This window comes from Stenotrophomonas sp. S4 (genome assembly GCF_054187805.2).
In genome coordinates, this window is the sequence record NZ_CM196188.1 from 4715001 (window position 1) to 4736098 (window position 21098).

Below are 21098 nucleotides of genomic sequence, written 5' to 3' on the forward strand. Positions count from 1 at the left end.
GCAGCGCGATGCCGAACAGGACCAGTTCGAACAGGATGGCCGCCAGGTACATCTTCCGGTGCAGCAGCCAGTAGGTCGGCACCAGGAAGGCGGGCCAGTGCCACGGCCGCGGCGGCTTCGGCACCGGGCTGTCCAGGTGCCAGCGCTGGCGGTAGAGCGCCGCGTTGGGGCCCACGAGGAGGTTCAGGTAGTCCGCGTCGGACGAAGCAGGCGCGTCTCCCACCTCTGCGGCGGGCGCGAGATAGGGATTGTCGTCCGCCGGGGAAACCGGCGGGGTATCCAGATGATTCATGTCGGCGATTCCTTGCCCGGGATGATCCCGCGGTAGCGGCAGCCACCGGTGAATCTGAAGCCGCTCCGGCCTCAGCCTGCCATCACCTGCCCCACCAGCATCACCACAACGACGGCGATGGCCACCACCGCCGCTGCCAGTGCATTGGTGTCACCCCGCCTGGCCAGCTCGCTGCGCAGGCGTGGCTCGTCGTCTCCGGCCAGCGCACGGGCACGGGCGATCTCGTGCTGGCAATGCGCCAGGTACCAGCGATTGGCATACACCGCGGCGGTGATGTTGATGACAAAGGTGATGACCATCGACACGCCTTCCGGAACGCCCAGCAACGCCTCGGCGATGCTGAAGAACACCAGCATGCCGGCCCAGATCGCCGCCAGCCGGTACATCCTGCGGTACACCATCCAGATCACGCCGATCAGGAACGCCGGCCAGTGCCAGGTGCCGTTGCCGTCGGCAACACCCTGGTCGAGCCGCCAGCGCTGTCGATAGATCGGGAAGTTGCCGCCGACCACGGCGGCGTACAAGGCGATGTCGCCTTCCAGCTGCGGCGCGGCCGCTGCTACCGGCGAAGCAGCCGGCGCACGATAGGGGTCGGACGGATCAGCGGTCGGTGCGTCACCGCCGCTGACGGCCTGCACCGGTTCAACCGGCGGCGGGGTCGGTTCCATCGGCGTCACCGAAGGATCCAGCTCGGCCAACGGCCGCCACGATGCCATTCCTTCCCGCCACATCAGCGTACGGGCGGTTACGGTGCCGTCCTGCTGCAGGCGGCGCAGCCCGGCCAGGTCCACCGGCCCTTCGCTCTGCTTGCTGTTGGCGTACCACCACTGTGCGTCCTGCATGCCATCCATTCCTGTCGATCCCATCGTTACTCTGAACATCCCGCTACGTCCTGCAGCGGTTCACTAACCAGCACCTGCACCAGCTGGTGGCGCGCGCCGGGTGCAAGGGTAATCTGCTCTGGCCCAGCATTGGCCACTTCCAGGCACACGTAGTCGTGCCAACCGTCGCCGACATCGGCCATCTTCGCCGCCGCCGCCGCGCCCGGATTCCAGGCCACCAGGGTCTGGCTGCCTTCGCTGCGGATCTCGATCCGCCGCTGCAGGACGGGATCGCGCAGCACGTAGTGGCCGCCGGCACCGGTATAGATGCGGTCGCTTCGCCCCGGATCGCGCGGGTCACGCAGCGACCAGGGCCCCTGCTGCTGGTGCAGCTGCGTGTAGTCCTCGTACTTGTCCAGATAGTGCAGGCCATCGAGGCCATCGACCTCGACACGACGGGCATCGCCTACCCGGAAGTAGCTGTGCAGGGCCTGGGTGAAGGTCACCGGGGACGTGCCGGTGTTCTCGGTGGTCAGCTGCTGGTGCAGCTGGCGACCGATGCGCAGCTGCATCTGCAGGCGCAGGCCACATTCGGCAATCGACAGGGGCGCCAGCTGCAGCTCCAGCTCACCGTCATCGCCCTGGCGGGCCTGCAGCAGTTCCCAGCGCGCGGTGCGCACCAGGCCGTGTGCCGGCACGTCATCGCGCTGGCCCTGGCGACCGAACCACGGCCAGCACACTGGGACGCCACCCCGGATCGGCGTGGGCAGCCCGGCACGTTTCGGCGACAGCCACAGCAGGTCCGGCTGCCCCTCTGGAATGAACGACAGCAGCTGTCCGCCGAACACGCTGATGACCGCGGTGGCGCTGGGGGTGCGTACCTGCCAGGCCTCGAGCCCGTGGTACAGGCCGGTGCTGACGTCCGGGTTCGACTGCATGCGATGACGCTCCTTGAAGACCGCGGCGATGATGTCGCGGCCAGCCTGCGATCGGCAAGGTCTAGCGGGTGGCAGGCGCCCCTGCTGCTGCCTCCTGCTGCAATGCGCGCAGGATGCGCTGGCCGGCGCGCCCATCCGCATTGGCCCAGCCCAGGCGCTGCTGCTCGGCCTGGATCGCGCGACGGGTGGCGGTGCCGATCATGCCGTCGGCGCTGCCGATGTCGTGGCCCCGGGCCAGCAGCAGGGTCTGCAGCTGGCGGCGTTCATCGCGGCCGATGCCGGGATCATCGGTCGGCCAGGCGGTGGCCAGGCCGGTGCCGCCACGCAGCTGGTCGGCCAGGGTGGCAATCGCCAGCGCATAGCTTTCGGCAGCGTTGTAGCTGTAGATCGCGTCGTAGTTGCGGAACACCAGCAGTGCCGGGCCCTTGATGCCCGCCGGCAGCAGCAGGGCGGCACGCGCGTCGGCCGGCAGGTTGGGCGGCGCCAGCACGCTGCCATCCAGCGCAGTCACGCCCTGCGCGCGCCAATCGGCCAGGGCCCGGCGCTGGGTGCGGCCCGCCTGGCTGGCGTTGAAGCCGGCGGGAACCCGTACTTCCATGCCCCACGGTTCGCCACTGCGCCAGCCGGCCCGCTTGAGGTAATTGGCGGTGGACGCCAGCGCGTCGGGAATGCTGCCGACCAGATCGCGGCGGCCATCGCCATCACCATCGACCGCGATACGTGCGTAGGTGCTGGGCATGAACTGCGTATGCCCGAAGGCGCCGGCCCAGGAACCGGTGAGACCCTGGGCCTGCAGGTCGCCGCGGTCGATCAGCTTGAGCAGCGCCAGCAGTTCGCCCCGGAAGAAGGCCTGGCGGCGGCCGGCACAGGACAGCGTGGCCAGCGACTGCAGCAGCGGGCGCTTGCCGAAGACACGGCCATAGTCGCTCTCCACCCCCCAGACCGCGACGATGGTGGCCGGATCGACGCCGTACTGTGCGGAGACGCGATCGAGCAGATCGCGATGTTGCTGCAGCAGGGTGCGGCCATCATCGACGCGCTGGCGGTCGACCAGCGCGGCCAAGTAATCCCAGATCGGCGTGGTGAATTCCGGTTGTGCGTCCAACAGCCCGAGCACGCTCGGATCCGGCGTGAGTCCGGCGGTGATCCCGTTGAATCGCTCAGCGCTGATGCCCTGGGTCGCGGCGGTGGCCTGCAGGCTCGCCAGGCAGCGGCTGAATGCCGGATCGATGGTGGCGGCGGGGGCCGCAGGCAGCGTCGGCGTCGACGCGAGGGCGGCCGCCAGGCCGAGCGTGGTCAGAATGGGCATGGCGTCCTCCGTGTTGCCGTTGCACGGCCATCTTAGGGGCAGCGGTGCGGCCGAACCTGAAGGGGCACCGGCTGGCCGCCCACCCTAGGCAGCGCGCAGCAGGCGCAGGCCATAGGCGGGGCTTTCGGCATCCCAGCGCTGCGCGACCTGCAGGCCCGCCTGCTGCAACAGCGCGTCGAAGCTGTCATCGGTGTACTTGTGGCTGTACTCGACGCGGATGGGTTCACCGGCAGCAAAGTGGAAGGTGCGGCCCTCCAGGTGGACGTCCTGCGCCCACTGGCTGACCAGGTCGGTTTCGATGCGCAGCCGTGCGGTGCTGTAACGGGCGCGGTGGCGGAATCCGTCGAGATCGAAATCGCTGCCGATCTCGCGATTGAGGCGGGCCAGCAGGTTGAGGGTGAATGCTGCGGTGACACCCTGCGCATCATTGTAGGCCGCCTCGATCAGCGTCGGGTCCTTGTGCAGGTCGATGCCGACCAGGGCCAGGCCGTCGCGGCCCATGGTCTGGCGCATCGCCCGCAACAGGGCGACGGCATCCTCGTCGGCGAAATTGCCCAGTGTGGAACCGGGGAAGAACAGTAGGCGACGGGCCGGCGCGCGCTCGGGCGTGGGCACGGCGACGGCGCGGGTGAAGTCGGCGCAGACCGGCAGCATCTCGACCTCGGGCAGCGCGGGTGCCAGATGGTCGATGCTGGACAACAGTGCCGCCCGCGAGATCTCGATCGGGGTATAGGCCACCGGATCCTGCAGCGCAGCCAGCAGCAGCGCGGTCTTGCGGCCACTACCACTGCCCAGCTCCACCACGTGCAGGCGCGGGCCGACCACGCGCGCGATATCGGGCAGCACCCGGGCCAGTAGCGCCAGCTCGGTGCGGGTGGGGTAGTACTCGCGGGTCTGGGTGATCTGTTCGAACAGACGCGAGCCGCGCGCATCGTAGAAGTACTTGGAGGGCAGCTGCCGCGATGCGCGTGACAGCCCGGCCACCGCATCGGCCAGGATCTGCTGGCGGCTGGGGGTCAGGTCGGTCAGCGCCTGCAGCGCGTCATGCACCGTGCTCATATGAGGTCTCTGGCCAGGCGCAGCCCGGAGAACTGCCAGCGCGCCGGCGGCATGAAGAAATTGCGGTAGCTGGCGCGCACGTGGTCGCGGGGCGTGGCACAGCTGCCGCCGCGCAGCACCCATTGGCCGCACATGAACTTGCCGTTGTATTCGCCGAGGTTGCCGTCAAAAGGACGGAAGCCCGGGTAGGCGCCATAGGCACTGGCGGTCCACTCCCAGACATCGCCGAACAGCTGCCGCAGTCCACTGCCCTGCCCGGCCTGCGGATGCAGATGATCGTCATCGGCAAAGTGGCCGCGCAGGGGCTGCGATGCGGCGGCCGCTTCCCACTCGAACTCGCTGGGCAGGCGCGCACCGGCCCAGCGGGCGCAGGCATCGGCCTCGTAGTAGCTGAGATGGCAGACCGGTGCATGCGGATCCAGCTCACGCCAACCCCCCAGGGTGTACTCGCGCTGCAGGGCATCATCCCAGTACAGGGGGTGCTGCCAGCCTTCGGCTTCACGCAGCGCCCAGCCTTCGCTGAGCCACCAGCGCGGTTCGCGGTACCCCCCCGCCTCGATGAAGGTGCGGTACTCGGCATTGCTGACGGGGCGTTCGGCCAGCGCATGCGCGGGCAGCAGCACACGGTGCGGCGGCGATTCGTTGTCGTAGGCGAAGGCGGCGTGCCGGGGCCATACCGCGGCACCGACGGTGACGATGCGTTCGGGTGATTCGATCCAGCCCTGCGTCGTCGCGGTGCTGGCGACGGGTCGCAGGTCTTCGCGATACGGTGGCTGCAGTGGATTGCACCAGAACGCATGCTTGATGTCGGTCAGCAACAGTTCCTGGTGCTGCTGTTCATGCTGCAATCCCAGCTGCAGGTGGTGCATCGCCTGCTCATCAAGGTCACCCGCCGCCAGCCGTGACTGCACCTGCAGGTCGACCTGTTGCCGGTAATCGCGCACCTGCTGCAGCGAGGGCCGCGACAGCAGCCCGCGCTGCGGCCGCGCATGCGCCGGGCCGATGCTCTTGTAGTAACTGTTGAACAGGTAGTCCCAGGCCGGGTCATGCGCCGGCGTGGTGGCGAAACCGGCCAGCACGAAGCGTTCGAAGAACCAGGTGGTATGCGCCAGGTGCCATTTGCTGGGACTGGCGTCGGCCATGCTCTGCAGCATGGCGTCCTCGGCACTGAGCGGCGCAGCCAGCTGCAGGCTGCGCGCCCGCACCTGTGCAAAGCGGCGGGCGAGATCGCGCTGCGGGGCAGCGACGGCGGCGGGTGCGCTGTCCATGCGGGCAGCATCGGCGCAGGACGGTGAGTGCGACGTCATGGCACCGCACCAGCACGTTCACATGACAGCGGGCGCGCCCATTCAAGAAGCGCGTGGGGACGCCGCTAACGGCAATGTTGCGGCCGCATCGTCACCGCACTGGACTTACTGCGTGCCCCTGCATCCGCTCCGCCAGCCTGCGCATTACCTGTTCGTGCTGCCCGCCGTGCTGGTCGTCCTGGTGCTGTGGATGGCGCTGGGCACCGAGGATGTGGCCAGCCCGGGCCAGCGCATCCTGCCCTGGCTGCTGGCCTGCCTCGGCGCGGGGCTGGCGCTGCTTTACCACCAGATGCGCACGCTGTGCCTGCTGCTGGTGGTGGCACTGGTGTTCGCGCTGCTGCACCGGGACCTCGGTGTCTACCTGCGCAGCGGCCATGTCGACGCCCTGACCCCGCTGCGCTTCCACGCGATCTCGGCGTGGGTGCCGCTGCTGTTCGCGGGACTGGCGCTGTGGCCGGAACGCGGACGCCGACGCCAGGACCTGCTGCTGCGCAGCGTGGTGTGCGGCGCGGCGCTGGTGATCTTCCTGCTGCTGGCGGCACAGCAACCGCAGGGCATGCACGATCTGCTGTCGAACCGTCACTGGGCCTGGATTCCCGCCGACTGGAACGCGTTGGCGCAGTTGCCGGCGCTGCTGTTCCTGCTGGCGACCGCAGCATTGGGCTGGCAGGCGTGGCAGCATCCGCGGCCACTGCACACGGCGATGCTGCTGGCCCTGTTGTGCCTGTGGTGGATGCTGCCGCGGATCTTCCTGCAGCCGGTGCTGCTGCCAGCGCTGAGCAGTGCCGCCCTGCTGCTGATGCTGGGCGCGATGCTGCAGGAGTCCTTCCACATGGCCTTCCGCGATGAGCTGACCGGCCTGCCGGGGCGACGGGCATTCAACGAGACCCTGCAGCGGGCGCGCGGCACCTACAGCATCGCGATGGTGGACGTGGACCACTTCAAGTCATTCAACGACACCCATGGCCACGACACCGGCGACGATGTGCTGCGCCTGGTGGCCTCGCGGCTGGCGCGGGTGGGCGACGGTGGCCGTGCGTTCCGCTATGGCGGCGAGGAGTTCGCGGTGGTGTTCCTGGACCGCCCGGCGGCGGCCTGTGTCGATGCCGTGGAAGCATTGCGGCAGAGCATCGAGGACACCCGCATGCAGCTGCGCGATCGCAGCACCCGCAGCCGTGACGACGAAGCCGGCCGACAGCAGCGCGGACGCGGTGGCAGCGGCCAGGTGGTGCAGGTGACGGTGAGCATCGGGCTGGCCGACAGCCGCGTGGATCCGCGGCCAATGGCGGTGGTCAAGGCCGCCGACCAGGCCCTGTATGTGGCCAAGGACGGCGGCCGCAACCAGGTGCGCGCGCACGGCGGCCAGCGCGTGCTGGCTGCGCGCAGCGCGTAGGGCTCAGACCGCGTCGAGGTAGTACCAGCGGCCGTCGATGCGTTGGAAGCGGCTGTGCTCGGTCATCTTCACCGCGCTGCCGCCGCCGATGCGGTAGCGCGCGGTGAAGCGGACGTCGGCGCTGTCGGCACCGGTGACGGTGTGCTCGTGCACGGTCAGGCCCAGCCAATGCGTGCGCTGGCCGGGTGCTTCATCCAGTGACAGCTCGGCCGGACGCGTGTCCGGGTGCCAGGTCTGGCGCAGGTAGTCGGCCAGGCCCCGCACATACGCGCTGTAGCGCGAACGCATCAGATGCTCGGCATCGGGTGCGGCCTCACCGGCGTGGAAACGGCCGCAGCAGGCGGCGTAGTCGGCAGGCAGGCCACAGGGGCAGGGATCGGCGGGTTTTCGGCTCATGCCGGCATTGTCGCCGGGTTGTGCGGATTGATCCACGCGCGGCACGGGCCAGCTGAAGCAGGACAGGCGTATGCTGTCGCGCCCCCACCTTGATTGATCGCCGTGCTGGAACTGGTTCCCCCTGAGTTGTGGTGGCTGGTGGTGATCGCCTTCATCGCCGGTCTTGTGGATGCCGCCGTGGGTGGCGGCGGCCTGGTGCAGCTGCCCGGCCTGTTCACGGTGCTGCCGCAGCAGACGCCGGCGATGCTGTTCGGTACCAACAAGTTCAGTTCGATGTTCGGTACCGGCGCGGCCGCCTGGCGCTATGCGCGCAACGTGCGCTTCCCGTGGAAGCCGGTGCTGTTCGCGGCCGGCACCGCCTTCATCTTCTCCTTCGCTGGGGCCACCGCGGTGAGCCTGCTGCCCAAGGACGCGGTGCGCCCACTGGTGCTGGTGCTGCTGATCGCGATGCTGGCCTACACGCTGTGGAAAAAGGACTTCGGCGCGCTGCACCGGCCACAGGAGATCGGCCGCCGCGAACTGGCGATCGCGCTGGCGATCGGTGCGGCAATCGGCTTTTACGACGGCTTCTTCGGGCCGGGCACCGGCAGCTTCCTGATCTTCCTGTTCGTGCGCTTCTTCGGCCTGGATTTCCTGCGCGCGTCGGCCGCGTCGAAGGTGGTGAACCTGGCGACGAATGTTGCGGCGATCTCGTTCTTCGTACCGACCGGCAACATCCTGTGGCTGTTCGCGCTGCCGATGGCGGCGGCCAACATCATCGGTTCGGTGGTGGGCACGCGGTTGGCACTGAAGGGCGGTACGCCGTTCATCCGCAAGCTGTTCGTGGGGCTGGTGGTGGTGCTGATCGCGCGGATGGCGTGGGATACGTTCCGTGGCGCGTGAATGCGGTTGCCGGCCAACGGCCGGCACTACCGGGTCATGAACCCCGCCCATGGGTAGTGCCGGCCGCTGGCCGGCATTCCCATTCGATCGGCCGGGTCAGGCCTCCGCTTCTTCCGGTTCGTTGGCCTGCTGGCGGCTGCGCTCGGGCAGCTTCAGGCGCTTGCCTTCTTCGTCGTACTCGATCAGCAGCACGCCGGAGTCGTGGCGGCCGCTGATTTCGACGAAGCAGGCGCCACCGATGAACGGCTCCAGCGTCATCACCGACTTCAGCGGAGTGGCGACCACCATCTGGAAGCCGAAGTTGTCGAAGATGTTCATCGCCAGTGCGGTGAACTCGTTGTCGGCCTTGTCGAAGGCTTCGTCGAGCACGACCGCGGCGTAGCTGGGCAGCTGGCTGTCGGCGCCGCCGAGCTGGTAGCGCAGTGCCGCGGCCAGGCAGGTGGTGGCCAGCTTCTGGCGCTGGCCACCGGACTTGCCGGCACCGCTGCGGTAGATCTCGACCTGCTGGCGCGTTTCCGCATCCAGCTCGACGCCGATGAACTCCACGTGCATGCGCACGTCCAGCACCAGTTCGCGCCAGCGCTTGTCCTCGCCTTCCTGCGAACCCAGGCGGTTGACCAGCTGGCGCAGCACGGTGAACTGCGATTCGGCCAGCTCGCGCTGCTCGGTCTGCTGCTGCGACAGCACCTCGCGCAGCTGCAGGTGGAACTCACCGACTTCCGGCAGACGGCGGTCGCTCAGTTCGATGGTCAGCAGCGTGCCACGGTTGAACGGCACCTGCTCCAGGCTGGCGTTCACTTCATCCAGGCGCTGGCCGATCGACTTGCGGGCCTCTGCACTGTGGCGCTGCAGGGCCAGCAGGTTGTTCTTGCTCTGGTTCTGCAGCAGATCGAAGAAGCGCTCTTCGTGCTGCGGCAGGCCGTCGCGCTCCAGGCGTTCGAGGCGGGCAAGGAAGTCCTCGGCCGAGGCCACCGATACGGTGAAGTCCCCCGATTCCTCCGGCCACTGCTGGATGAAGCGACGGAAGCAGCCGATCAGCTGGTTCTCGATGCGGTTGAGGTCCTGCTGCGAGGACGACAGCTGCTCATTCAACGCGTTGCTGACCTGGCGCATGTGCGCTTCCAGCGTTTCCAGGCTGAGCGGGCCCTGCTCCTGCAGGCGCTCGGCCAGCCCGGCTTCCTGCTCCTGGGCCAGGCTCGGCAGCACCAGCGCACGGCTCTGCTGGCGGGCGCGGTCGAGGCGATCACGTTCCTTGACCAGCTGGCCACGCTCGACACGGACGTCTTCATAGGTGCGGCGGGATTGTTCGATGTCGGCGCGCACGGCGTCGATCTGCTTGGCCAGCTTGGCGAGGTCGGCGTTGCCTTCACGCAGGTCGCGCAGAGTCGCTTCGATATCGCTCAGGCGCTGCTGCGGGGCAGCGATGTCGATCTCGTTCCAGCTGATGCTGACCAGCTCGTGGCAGGCCAGGCGGCGCTCATTGTCGCGGTCGCGCTGGCCGCGCAGGCGTGCGATGTCGGTCTCGCAGCTGGCGATGCGCTTGGCCAGTTCCTGTGCTTCGCGCTCGAAGGCGCCCACCTTGTCGTGGTTGTTGAAGCCGAGGATCCAGCGACGACGGTCGCCCACCGCACTGCGGTCGTCCTTCTCGAAACGGTCGCCCGGATGCTTGACCTGGCCTTCGCGGGTGATGCCGCGGTCGACGTTGCGCAGCTGCTTGGCATCCACGCACTCGTAGTCGAAGCGCTTGCCGAGCTCGCGGCGCAGCCAGCTTTCGAACACGTGCTCGCGCAGCTCCAGCTTGTGCAGCAGCGACTTGGCCGACGGTTCACGCGCGAACGCATCATCGTTGCGGCGCACGCGGTAGTAGGTGAAGCGCATGCCCAGATGGGTACGGTTCACCCACTCGGCGACGTCGTTGTAGTGCTTGTCATCGACCAGCAGCGACAGCGCGAATCCACCCAGCACGCGTTCGATGGCGCCCTGCCAGCCCTGCTCTTCCGAGCGGACCTGGATCAGCTCGCCAACGAACGGCAGTGCCGCTTCGGCGATGCCGGTTTCTTCAGCCAGGCGCGCGCGCAGCTTCTGCATCGGCGCCGGGATGTTGGACGGCGTACGCTGCATCGCTTCAAGTTCGCTGCGCACTTCACCGAAGCGGCGCTCGTCATCGCGCTTGCCGCCGAGGCGATCGCTGATCGCGTCGTCCAGTGCCGCCGAGGCACGCTGGCGGTCCTGCAGTTCGTTCTGCGCACGCTCGACCAGCTCGGCGAAACCATGGGCATCGTCGGGCAGTTCGGCCTGCAGCTGCTGTGCCGCTTCCTGGGCCTGGTCACGCTTGGCCTTGCGGCGGTCGCGCTCGGCTTCGGCGCGGCCCTGCTCGCGTTCCAGTTCCTCGATGCGTTCACCGCCCTGCTGGCGGCGCTGCAGTTCCAGTTCGGCCAGGCGCTCGGTGTGGTTGTCGAGCGCGGCGCGGCGCTGGGCCTCTTCGCCGAGCAGGCCACGGTCACGCACGTCCATCTCGCGCAGGCGCGCTTCGATCAGCGCCTGGCGGCGGCTTTCGCGGAAGCTGTCGACGCCGAGCTTCAGCGCTTCGTCGTCGCCGCGCTGGCGGTGCATTTCCTTCAGGTCGTTGTAGTAGGCGCGTGCCGGCAGCAGGGTTTCCACCTGGCGACGGGCGGTGACCACGGCCTGGTGTGCGCCATCGAGCTCGGCGAAGTCGCTGACCAGGCGCTCGGCGGCGTCGAAGGTCTTCGGCGTGTCGAGCATGAAGTCGCGCAGGAAGACGTTGAGGTCGCCCAGGTTTTTCGCCGACTGCGTCTTGTGCAGCAGGCGCAGTGCCATTTCGTTGTCGATGCCGAGCAGGTCGCGGAAGCGCTCGGCGTAGCCGGAGAAGGTGTCGAAGTGGTGCAGGTCGGACAGCTTCTGCTTGAGCTTGCGCAGGTCCAGATCGAAGCCGCCGAGGTCCTTGGCGATGTCGAACGGGCGCTCGGCGATCATGTAGTGCTTGCGCACGTCGCCGGCCGAGGTGCCGTTGCCGGAGATCCACAACAGGCGCACCAGGCTGACCACGCGGCCATCGCCGGCGCGGTACTCCAGCACCAGTGCGGTCCAGGTCGCGCCCTTGCGCAGGTACTGGGTGGCGATTTCGCCGGTGCCGCTGTCCTGCTGGTCGGCCCATGCGCCACGCACATAGGACACCAGGTTGCGGTCGCGGCCACTGCGCTCGGCTTCACGCGCGGCGGCATTGAAGTCGACGATGGCCGGCGGCGTCAGCAGCGCGGACATGGCATCGAGCAGGGTCGACTTGCCCGAGCCGGAACGGCCGACGAACAGGAAGCCGCGCTCGGCGATCGGTACTTCGGTCAGTCCGTTGAAGGTGCCCCAGTTGTGCACCTGCAGGCGGCGCATGCGGAACTGCTGCAGGCGCGGGTCCGGCAGGCCTTCGTTGAACAGGGCGGGAGTGTGCTTGGAGATAGCCATGCGATGGTCGGGTCTCTCAGGCCTCGGCGGCCGGGGTTTCGCGCAGCTGGCGGTAGACCGCCGAAAGCTGGGACACGTCTTCGGCGGAGAACAGCAGCTTCAGCGCCGGCGAGACTTCGTGGCGGTCTTCCTGGCCGCTGAGGCGGGTCAGGATGTGGTTGTCCTTCATCTTCTGCACCGCCGAAGCGACGCGGCGGTTGAAGCCGGCGCGGTCGGTGGACAGGTTCTTCTCGTAGATGGCCAGCGCTTCGGCCATCTCGGCGTCGGCAACCACCGCACGGTTGCCGCGCGCATCGGCCTCGGCCAGCTGCTGGCGCAGGTACAGCAGCAGCACCGAATCGATGAAGGTCAGCGGCGAGGTACGCAGCAGCACCGGCGCATCAACGTCTTCCGTGTCGGCCTGGCGGGTGAAGGCCACGCCGCTGTCGCGGTCGAGCACCAGTTCCAGGAACAGGTCCGCCAGTGACGAACGGATGGCCGCCTCGCTGCGGATCAGCGCCGGCCACAGCTTGGCGTGGCGCAGCTGGTCGATGCTGGGGCCGATCAGCAGCTGGCACAGCGCGCGGCGCGCATCCAGCGGCAGGCGCCCGGTATCGCCCAGGTAATACACGTCGTTGCCACGGCGGGGCTGCGCCACGGTCGCCACCGGCTCGGCCTCGTAGGCGTCTTCCGCCACGTCGGCCAGCGGTGCGTCGATGGGATCTTCATGCCAGCTCATGGCGTCTCTCCTGGGTGAACCAAACCAGCGGGATGCGGGCGCGACGGACCTGGCCGTCGCCACCACGCCATTGCGCAAGCTCCTGCTCGCCGGCGACCACGTTGCCGAAGCGCGTGCCCAGCGACAGGTAGCCGATGACGCTGCCAAGACCCTGCGGCGCCTCGCGCTGCGACAGGGCCTGGGCGATGCTGAGCCGCGGCTGTGCATCGAGCAGGTCGTGCAGGTCGCGGCGCAGGGTGCGGAAGTCGATTTCGGACGAAGCGACCAGGTCGCCGACGCTCTCCAGGCTGATCGCGGCCGCGTCGTTGTACTCGACGTTGCCATCGACCTGGGCACTGCGTGGATCGTGCAGCTTCCACTGCGACCACGAACGCAGGCGGCTGGTGGTCAGCTGCAGGTCACGGCCGATGCCGCGCTGTGCGGGGAACTCGTCGCGCAGCGCCAGCGCTTCGGACTGCGCCTGCTTCAGCAGCTGGTTGAGGCGGCGCTGTTCCAGGTAGCCACGGCTCTGCACGAAGCCGCGCAGGCTGCGCGCGAAGTTCTGCAGCACGTCGTGCACCTGGCCACCGCGCTCGAGCATGGTGCTGGTGAAGCCGCGCAGGAAGTTGCGTTCGTTGCGGTCCAGGCGGCGGGCGAAGCCACGCGCCAGCACCGCTTCCAGCGCAGCATCGAGCTGGGCGCTCTGTTCGGCGTCGTTGAGCAGTCGCCAGAACGCCTGGAAGCTGCGGCCGGCATCGCTCTCGCCGATCACGTCCACGCCTTCGAACAGCTGCGACAGCACGTCGCCGCGCTCGCCCTCATCGTCGATGATGCGTTCGCGGAAATCGCGGTTGAGCTGCTCGAAGTCGTCGCGCACGCGGCGGAAGTCCTCGGTCAGCTCGTCGGCCAGGCCGATGATCTGGCGCGCACGTTCCAGCGCGCGCTTGCCATCCAGCGCGATCACACGGCCGGCACCAACGCGGGCGATCTCGGCGTCGATGCGGTCGCGCTCGTCGCGCAGCGCCGACAGGCGTGCATCCGGGTCCGACTCGGTCTGCGCTGCCAGCTGCGAGAGCTGTTCGATGACCAGCGCCAGGCGGCTTTCGGTGGCGGCCACGCGGGCCTGCTCGAGGCCATCTGCGAAGCGGATCGCCTGCAGCGCCGCGGTCGACAGTTCGTACTGCTCCTGGTCGGCGCCCTCGGGCAGGCGGCGTTCCAGCCAGCCCTGGGCCAGCCAGTGCGCGATGTAGGCCTGCGCGGTACGCGGCAGGTCGCGCGACAGTTCATCGCCGTTGAGCTGGTCCAGCGCGCGTTGCAGGCGCTCGTTGAGCACCGACGAGGACAGCGTGCGCTCGCCGTCCATCAGCAGCCCCTGCAGCAGGCCGATGATTTCCGGAGCGTGGTCGGCGGCGAGCAGCTTCCACTGGGGCTGTTCGCGCAGATGGCGGTAACGGGAGATGCGTTCGCGATGCTTCATGCAGCGAAAGAGGTCTGTTGGGCTGACAGGGACGAGCCGCCACGCACGGCGGCCGCGCGGGCAGCCGTGGGCATGCCGGCCCGCAGCGGCCGGCGGGGTGCGGGCAAGCGGCTCAGCGCTTGCCGCCCACTTCGATGAAGCGCAGGAACTCGGCGCGGGTACGCGCGTCGTCGCGGAAGCTGCCCAGCATCTTGGAGGTGACCATGCTGACGCCGCGCTTGTGGATGCCGCGGGTGGTCATGCATTCGTGGGCGCCTTCGACGACCACGCCGACGCCGATCGGCTGCAGCACATCCTGGATGCACTGGGCGATCTGCGCGGTCATCTTCTCCTGCACCTGGAAACGGCGGGCGTAGGCTTCGACGACGCGGGCCAGCTTGCTGATGCCCACCACCTTGCCGGCCGGCAGGTAGCCGACGTGCACGCGGCCGATGATCGGCGCCATGTGGTGTTCGCAGTGGCTTTCGTACTCGATGTCGCGCAGGACGATCAGTTCGTCGTAGCCGGCCACTTCCTCGAAGGTCCGCTCCATGTAGGCGCGGGGGTCGTCGCGGTAACCGCTGAACCAGTCGCCATAGGCTTCGGCGACGCGGCGGGGGGTATCCAGCAGGCCTTCACGGGACGGGTCCTCACCGGCCCAGCGCAGCAGGGTGCGCACGGCATCCTCGGCCTGGTCCTGGGTCACGTCGCCCTGCGGGGCGGCCTTTTCGTTGTTCTTGCTCATTGCGTACAGCGTCCCGAACGGGGGGCGAGCATCGTACCCGACCGGGGGGTGGGTCGTCCTGTTGGGACGGTTCATCGGGGGTGACGCGCGGCGCCGAACTCCTATCGATTTGGAGCGGGAAGGGCGGCAGGGCAGGACACGCCGTAAACCCATCCCTGGGGGCTCGGTCGGCGCATCCATGCGCCTCACGGTCCTGCCCTGCCGCCCTTCCCACTCCCTGACGGTTTCCTGCGGGTGCGGCCGGACCGCCTGAAAGCGGGGTCAGAAGCTGGGGTTCATGGCTTCGGAAGCAGCGCGCCGCTGCTGTGGTTTTTTCTGCTTTGGTGGGTGCGGACCTTGGTCCGCACTGCATCTGCTTCTGCCTTTAAAGAGCCAACCCACCGCGCTCGCGGGATGTGGCGGGGTGGCGGAGGGCCGGACGGGGCAGGGCCGTGAGGCGCATGGATGCGCCGATCGAGCTTACATGGACGTACTTGCAGCGTGCCCTGGCCCGTCCGGCCCTCCGCCACCCCAGCCGATAGCCAGCAGGCGCAACGCTTTCCTCACTACATCCCGCCCATTCATAAAAACTCATTGATAGGAATGAAATTAGTAGTATCCTATCTATCTCTTATGGACCGACCCCTCGACGAGCGCACCGTGCTGCAGATGCAGCTCAGCTCCGGCCTGCTGTACGCAGGGCGGCAGTGGCAGCGCCTGGCCGACAGCCGGCTCGGCAGCTACGGCATCTCCACCGCCTGCACCATGCCCCTGCTGATGATCGGCCGCTCCGGCGGTGGCATCCGCCAGGTGGCGCTGGCCCAGCAGCTGGGCATGGAAGGGCCTTCCCTGGTGCGCCTGCTGGACAAGCTGTGCGCCAGCGACCTGGTCCGCCGCGAGAGCGACGCCAGCGACCGCCGCGCCAACCTGCTATGGCTGACCGATGCGGGACACGCGCTGGTCAGCGAGCTGGAAGACCAGTTGATCGGCCTGCGCCAGGACGTGTTCGGCGAGCTTTCCATGGATGAACTGCACGCCGTGCTGAAGGCATGGCGCCTGCTGGCCGAGGCCGCCGACCGCATCACGTAAGAGCGCTGCCCCCGAATACCGCCGCTGCCGTGCACACGCCAGCGGCTTTTGCCCGTTGCTGTTGTTTCGTTGTTCCTCCCCCTCCCCCTCCCCCACCTCGCCCCTACCGATGCCCGGTGAATTCAGTCTCCACGGAGTGTTCGTCCCGACCCTGCTCGGGTTGATGTTGTTGGCCTATCTGGTCAACAGCGGCCTGCACGCGCTGCTGCAGCGTGCCGGCGCCTATCGCCATGTATGGCACCCGGCGCTGTTCAACCTGGCCCTGTACGGGATCGTGCTTGGCCTGCTGTTCCACCTCCTGCGTTGGATGCAATCGTGAACAAGATCTTGAAGAAGACCCTGCCGGTGCTGCTCACCAGCGCAGCCGTGATCGTCGCCCTGCTGGTGCTGCGCCAGCTGTGGGTCTATTACATGGACGAGCCGTGGACCCGCGATGCCCATGTCGGCGCCGACGTGGTGCAGGTGGCGCCGGACGTGTCCGGGCTGGTGGAAACGGTGAGCGTGGCCGACAACCAGGCGGTGAAGAAGGGCGACCTGCTGTTCGTGGTCGACCGCGCCCGTTACCGCATCGCACTGGAGCAGGCCAAGGCCAGCCTGGCCGAGCGCCAGGCCTCGGTGGCACAGCTGCGCCGCGAGATCGGCCGTGACCACAGCCTGCAGGACCTGGTCGCCGCCGAGGACGCCGAAGTGCGCCGCGCCAAGCTGCAGGCCGCACAGGCCGCGCTGGCCACCGCACAGGCGGCGGTCGACCTGGCCGAGCTCAACCTGGGCCGCACCGAGGTGCGCGCACCGGCCGATGGCCGCGTCAACGACCGCACCATGCGCGTGGGCGACTACGTGGTGGCCGGCAAGCCGGTGCTGGCGCTGCTGGATACCGGCTCGTTCCGCATCGATGGCTATTTCGAGGAAACCCGCCTGCGCGGCGTGGCGCCGGGGCAGCGCGTGGACATCCGCCTGATGGGTGAATCGGCGCCGCTGCGCGGCCATGTCGAGAGCATCGCCGCCGGCATCGAGGACCGCTACCGCAGCAATGGCAGCACCCTGCTGCCGAACGTGACCCCGGCCTTCGACTGGGTGCGGCTGGCGCAGCGCATCCCGGTGCGCATCGCCATCGACGAAGTACCCAGGGGCGTGGAACTGATCGCCGGCCGCACCGCCACGGCGACCGTGGACACCGGCCGCCACCCGCACAACGACAAGGCCGGCGCCGCGCCGACACAGGCGGGCCTGTGAACGCCGCCCTGCCCCGTCTCGGCCTGATTGTCGCGCTGGCCAGCCTGGCCGCCTGCAGGACCGTTGGCCCGGATTACGCGCTGCCGGAAGGCTCGGCATTCAAGCGCCCGCAGGCCAATGCGGCCTTCATCGATACCCAGAACCCGCAGGTGGCCGCCAACCAGGCGCTGCCCGACCGCTGGTGGTCGCTGTACAACGACCCGGTGCTGGACGGGCTGATCACCCAGGCGCTGCGTGACAACGTTGAACTGAAGGCCGCTGATGCGCACCTTCGCCGTGCCGCAGCGGTGTACGAACAGGCGCTGGACGCCGGCGGCTTCGAGTACGAGGCCGAGGCCGGGGTCAGCCGCGCGCAGCTGTCGGCCGAATCGTTCCTGCAGGAACACGAGCTGCCGGTGATCAACCTGGCCGATGGCAAGTTCGCGGTCAGCTACCAGTTCGACCTGTTCGGCAAGCTCAAGCGCGGCGCCGAAGCGGCGCGAGCCGACGAACAGTCGGTTGCCGCAGCACGTGACCTGGCCCAGGTCAGCGTGGTCGCGCAGGTGGCCGACAGCTACCTGGAGATCTGCCACGCCAACCACGAGCTGCACGTGGCCGAGCATTCGCTGCAGCTGCAGCAGCGCAGCCGTTCGGTCACCCAGCGCCTGATCGATGCCGGTCGCGGCACGCCGCCGGAGCTGGCCCGCGCCAATGCCCAGGTGGCGCTGCTGGAAGCTGCATTGCCGCCGCTGCGCGCGCAGCGTTCGGCGGCCGCCTATTCGCTGGCCGCGCTGCTCGGGCAGACCCCGGGCCAGCTGCCGGCCGGCGTGATCGACTGTGCACACGCGCCCAGCCTGGCGCAGCCGCTGCCGGTCGGTGATGGCCGCGCACTGCTGCAGCGCCGCCCGGACGTGCGCCAGGCCGAGCGCAAGCTGGCCTCCGCCACGGCACGGATTGGCGTGGCCACCGCCGAGCTGTACCCGGACATCCGCCTGGGGGCCTCGCTCGGTGCCGCCGGCCTGCTTGAGGACTTCGGCACGCCGATGACCCAGCAGTGGTCGATCGGTCCACTGATCTCGTGGACGTTGCCGTCGTCCGGCACCCACGCACGCATCCACGCCGCCGAGGCGGGTGCCGATGCGGCGCTGGCCGAGTTCGACCACACCGTGCTGCAGGCGCTGCGCGAGACCCAGACCGCACTGGATCGCTACGCGCAGGACCTGCGCCGGCTGCAGTCGCTGCGCACTGCGCAGGAGCAGGCCGCACTGGCCGCCGAGCAGAACCGCCGGCTGTACCAGGGCGGCCGCACGCCGTACCTGTCCAGCCTGGATGCCGACCGCAGCCTGGCCACCAGCGACGCCACCCTGGCCGCCGCCGAAGCGCAGGTCTCGCGCGACCAGATCCACCTGTTCCTGGTGCTGGGTGGTGGCTGGCAGGCCAGCGCCGCCGCGCCCAACGCCTCGACCGCAGCGAAGTAAGCCATGAACGCGCTGACCGACCGCCAGGCCTGGCTGTTCTCGATCAAGACCTACCTGGCCGCGGTGGCCGCGCTGTACATCGCCATGGCCGGCAACCTGTCGCGCCCGTACTGGGCGATGGGCACGGTGTACATCGTCAGCCAGCCGCTGCTGGGCCCGACCCGGGCCAAGGGCGTGTACCGCATCGTCGGCACCCTGGTGGCCGGCCTGGCCACCCTGCTGGTGCTGCCGGCGCTGGTGGAAACGCCGCTGGTGCTGAGCGCGGCGATGTCGATCTGGCTGGCCGGCTGCCTGTTCATGGCCCTGCTCAACCGCGGACCGCGCGGCTACGCGTTCCTGCTGGCCGGCTACACCACCGCCTTCATCGGCTTCCCGGCGGTGACCTCGCCGGAAACCATCTTCGACACGGTGGTGGCACGCAGCGAGGAGATCATCCTCGGCACGGTGGTGGCGGTGATGTTCGCCTCGCTGCTGTTCCCGGCCTCGGTGCGCCCGATGCTGCGCGCGCGCATCGGCAACTGGATGGAGGACGCCGCGCAGTGGTGCCGGCAGATCCTTGAACGTGGCCGCGCGCATGCGCCGCGCAACCGGCTGGCCGCCGACCTGGTGCAGTTCGAGGCGCTGATCGAGTTCCTGCGCCGCGATGATCCGCGCCATGCCGGTTCGGCGGTGTCGATGGAGCGCCTGCGCGAGCGCATGCTGCTGCTGTTGCCGGTGCTGTCGTCGATTGCCGACCGCCTGAGTGCGCTGCGCAGCGACGGCCAGGCCCTGCCGGAAGGGCTGCCGGCACTGGTCGATGACATCCACGACTGGCTGGATGGCCCGACCAACGCCAGCGAATACGCCCGCCTGCGCGCGCGCATCAGCGCACTGAAGCCGCAGGTGGACCGCGACCTGCAGCACCTGCAACTGGCCAGCCTGCTGCTGCGCCTGGAAGAGCTGGTGGACCTGTGGCAGGACTGCCGCACGCTGCAGCACGCGATCGACCACGGCACCGCGCCGCTGGACCGCGCGCACTACCGCATCCGCACCGAGCGCGTGGCCGCTGACAAGCACGTCGACTACGGCATGGCGCTGTTTTCCGCGCTCAGTGCCGGCGTGGCGCTGATGAGCTATTGCGTGCTGTGGATCGCGCTGGGTTGGGAAGGTGGTGGCAACGGCGCGATGATGGCCGCGGTAACCGCCGCGTTCTTCGCCGCGCAGGACGACCCGGCACCGAGCATGGTGTCGTTCCTGGTGTGGGCGATGGTCGCCTCGGTGGTGGCCGGTGTGTACCTGTTCGGTGTGTTCCCCGCGGTGCACGACTTCGGCCTGCTGGCACTGGTGCTGGCAGTGGTGTTCCTGCCACTGGGGCTGATGCTGCACCACCCCAAGAGCGCGCTGTTCGCGCTGCCGCTGACGGTGAATCTGGCCGCGCTGCTGAGTCTGCAGAACACCTATAGCGCCAACATCCAGACCTTCCTCAACTCGTCGATCGCGATGTTCATCGGCATTGGCTTTGCGGTGGTGATGACCCGCCTGTTCCGTTCGGTGGGTGCCGAGTGGACCGCGCGCCGGCTGGTGCGGCAGGGCTGGACCACGCTGGCCGAAGCCGCCGAAGGACGTGGCCAGCAGGACCGCCAGCGCTTCGCCGCACGCATGCTCGACCTGCTGGGCCTGCTCGCCCCGCGCCTGGCGGCAACGCCGGAGGGCAGCGACATCGCCTCGGTGGACATGCTCAATGAAGCGCGCATCGGCCTGAACATCCTGCAGCTGCGCCGCGCACGATTGGAACTGCCCGAGCGCAGCCGCGAAGCGGTCGAGCACATCCTGGAAGAGATCGCCGCGCACTACCGGCGGCAGATTGCCGCGCGCAAACCGATTGTGGCCGCCGAAGCGCTGCGCGAGCGGCTGGATACCTCGCTGGGCCGGGTCGGCAGCGTGGCCGCGTGCAAGGCGCGCGACGAAGCGCTGATGGGCCTGATCGGCCTGCGCTTCGCGCTGTTCCCGGAGGCCAAGGCATTGGCGCCGGGGTTGGCGATGAGTGCGGCGACGCAGCCGTAGCGCGCTACCCTGTGCGTCCACAGACTCCGCGCCGGGGTCGGATCCTTTGCCCCCGGCGAAGGCTCTGACCCCCGCTCAGCACAGGAAGCTCCAATGAGTTACGACATGATGGTGTTCGAGGCGAGCGTGGCCCCGCGCGAAGCGGCGGCCTTCATCGCCTGGTTCGAGAAGCAGACGCAGTGGAACGAGCGCCACGAGTACGACGACCCGGCGGTCAGCAGCCCGGCGCTGCAAGCGTGGTTCGCCGAGATGGCACAGGAATTCCCGCCAATGAACGGGCCGCTGAGCAATGACGAGGACGACCGTGCCGAGGTGACCGAGTACAGCATCGGTAGTCAGGTGATCTACGGTGCGTTCGCCTATTCGGTGGCCGAGCGCGCGCACGGGCGGGTGCAGGACCTGGCCGATAAGCACGGCGTGGGCTTCTTCGATGTGAGTGCCGATGAAGCAGCGATCGTGTTCCCCGATGGGCTGGTACTGATCGCGTAATGACGCAGGGTCGGATCCCTCCCGGAGGGAGGGCTC

General features: G+C 68.7%; 19 protein-coding genes (1 of these 19 only partly in view). 8 read left to right on the forward strand and 11 right to left on the reverse strand.

The window, feature by feature from the left end:
• The 6 genes from ACUZUJ_RS21925 to egtB all read right to left on the reverse strand — a co-directional run.
• Window positions 1–292: the 5' portion of a DUF2628 domain-containing protein gene (locus ACUZUJ_RS21925; RefSeq protein WP_049446880.1), read on the reverse strand. 254 nt of this gene lie to the left of the window's left edge; the window shows 292 of its 546 coding nt (coding positions 1–292); it begins with the start codon at window positions 290–292; its stop codon lies beyond the left edge, outside the window.
• A gap of 71 nt (window positions 293–363) precedes the next feature.
• A complete protein-coding gene (locus tag ACUZUJ_RS21930) occupies window positions 364–1134 on the reverse strand; it encodes a GYF domain-containing protein (protein ID WP_049447057.1) in 771 nt (256 codons plus the stop codon).
• Between the two features lie 26 nt (window positions 1135–1160).
• Window positions 1161–2051, reverse strand: coding sequence for a D-hexose-6-phosphate mutarotase (locus ACUZUJ_RS21935; RefSeq protein ID WP_049446877.1), 891 nt, complete (start codon window positions 2049–2051; stop codon window positions 1161–1163).
• Window positions 2052–2112: 61 nt separating this feature from the next.
• Window positions 2113–3360: a lytic murein transglycosylase gene (locus ACUZUJ_RS21940; protein ID WP_458220310.1), complete on the reverse strand. Its 1248-nt coding sequence runs from the start codon at window positions 3358–3360 to the stop codon at window positions 2113–2115.
• Between the two features lie 84 nt (window positions 3361–3444).
• Window positions 3445–4419, reverse strand: a complete 975-nt coding sequence (gene egtD / locus ACUZUJ_RS21945) for an L-histidine N(alpha)-methyltransferase (protein ID WP_458220309.1) — start codon at window positions 4417–4419, stop codon at window positions 3445–3447.
• On the reverse strand, window positions 4416–5687 hold the full coding sequence (gene egtB, locus ACUZUJ_RS21950; protein WP_458220312.1) for an ergothioneine biosynthesis protein EgtB: 1272 nt from the start codon (window positions 5685–5687) through the stop codon (window positions 4416–4418). Before egtB ends, egtD begins: the two co-directional genes overlap by 4 nt.
• Before the next feature lie 151 nt (window positions 5688–5838).
• Here egtB and ACUZUJ_RS21955 point away from each other — a divergent pair, with 151 nt between their 5' ends.
• A complete protein-coding gene (locus tag ACUZUJ_RS21955) occupies window positions 5839–7119 on the forward strand; it encodes a GGDEF domain-containing protein (protein WP_458220308.1) in 1281 nt (426 codons plus the stop codon).
• Between the two features lie 3 nt (window positions 7120–7122).
• Here the strand turns inward: ACUZUJ_RS21955 and ACUZUJ_RS21960 are convergent, their stop codons facing one another.
• Window positions 7123–7515, reverse strand: a complete 393-nt coding sequence (locus tag ACUZUJ_RS21960) for a YchJ family protein (RefSeq protein WP_075675803.1) — start codon at window positions 7513–7515, stop codon at window positions 7123–7125.
• Between the two features lie 102 nt (window positions 7516–7617).
• Here ACUZUJ_RS21960 and ACUZUJ_RS21965 point away from each other — a divergent pair, with 102 nt between their 5' ends.
• Window positions 7618–8397, forward strand: coding sequence for a sulfite exporter TauE/SafE family protein (locus ACUZUJ_RS21965; RefSeq protein ID WP_032960169.1), 780 nt, complete (start codon window positions 7618–7620; stop codon window positions 8395–8397).
• A 96-nt stretch (window positions 8398–8493) separates the two neighbouring features.
• Here ACUZUJ_RS21965 and ACUZUJ_RS21970 read toward each other — a convergent pair whose 3' ends face one another.
• The 4 genes from ACUZUJ_RS21970 to folE all read right to left on the reverse strand — a co-directional run bounded on the left by ACUZUJ_RS21970 (window position 8494) and on the right by folE (window position 14772).
• Window positions 8494–11874, reverse strand: a complete 3381-nt coding sequence (locus ACUZUJ_RS21970; RefSeq protein ID WP_049446864.1) for an ATP-binding protein — start codon at window positions 11872–11874, stop codon at window positions 8494–8496.
• Window positions 11875–11890: 16 nt separating this feature from the next.
• Window positions 11891–12592, reverse strand: a complete 702-nt coding sequence (locus ACUZUJ_RS21975) for a DUF4194 domain-containing protein (protein WP_049446862.1) — start codon at window positions 12590–12592, stop codon at window positions 11891–11893.
• Window positions 12579–14048, reverse strand: coding sequence for a DUF3375 domain-containing protein (locus tag ACUZUJ_RS21980; protein WP_014039010.1), 1470 nt, complete (start codon window positions 14046–14048; stop codon window positions 12579–12581). Before ACUZUJ_RS21980 ends, ACUZUJ_RS21975 begins: the two co-directional genes overlap by 14 nt.
• 112 nt (window positions 14049–14160) lie before the next feature.
• Window positions 14161–14772, reverse strand: coding sequence for a GTP cyclohydrolase I FolE (folE, locus tag ACUZUJ_RS21985; protein ID WP_004141296.1), 612 nt, complete (start codon window positions 14770–14772; stop codon window positions 14161–14163).
• 612 nt (window positions 14773–15384) lie between these two features.
• On the opposite strand from folE, the gene ACUZUJ_RS21990 reads away from it, so the two are divergent.
• From ACUZUJ_RS21990 to ACUZUJ_RS22015, 6 genes are all read left to right on the forward strand, one after another.
• A complete protein-coding gene (locus ACUZUJ_RS21990; protein ID WP_012481667.1) occupies window positions 15385–15840 on the forward strand; it encodes a MarR family winged helix-turn-helix transcriptional regulator in 456 nt (151 codons plus the stop codon).
• Window positions 15841–15949: 109 nt separating this feature from the next.
• Complete coding sequence (locus ACUZUJ_RS21995; protein ID WP_010487502.1) at window positions 15950–16159, forward strand: DUF1656 domain-containing protein; 210 nt, start codon at window positions 15950–15952, stop codon at window positions 16157–16159.
• Window positions 16156–17073 (forward strand): efflux RND transporter periplasmic adaptor subunit, encoded by a 918-nt coding sequence (locus ACUZUJ_RS22000; RefSeq protein WP_458220307.1) that lies wholly within the window; start codon window positions 16156–16158, stop codon window positions 17071–17073. The genes ACUZUJ_RS21995 and ACUZUJ_RS22000 overlap by 4 nt, the downstream gene beginning before the upstream one ends.
• A complete protein-coding gene (locus ACUZUJ_RS22005) occupies window positions 17070–18530 on the forward strand; it encodes an efflux transporter outer membrane subunit (RefSeq protein ID WP_197587444.1) in 1461 nt (486 codons plus the stop codon). The genes ACUZUJ_RS22000 and ACUZUJ_RS22005 overlap by 4 nt, the downstream gene beginning before the upstream one ends.
• A 3-nt stretch (window positions 18531–18533) precedes the next feature.
• Window positions 18534–20573 carry an FUSC family protein gene (locus ACUZUJ_RS22010; protein ID WP_101766340.1) on the forward strand — a complete coding sequence of 680 codons (2040 nt, stop codon included), beginning with the start codon at window positions 18534–18536 and terminating at the stop codon, window positions 20571–20573.
• 93 nt (window positions 20574–20666) lie between these two features.
• Window positions 20667–21062, forward strand: coding sequence for a hypothetical protein (locus ACUZUJ_RS22015; RefSeq protein WP_101766341.1), 396 nt, complete (start codon window positions 20667–20669; stop codon window positions 21060–21062).
• Window positions 21063–21098: the final 36 nt, after the last annotated feature.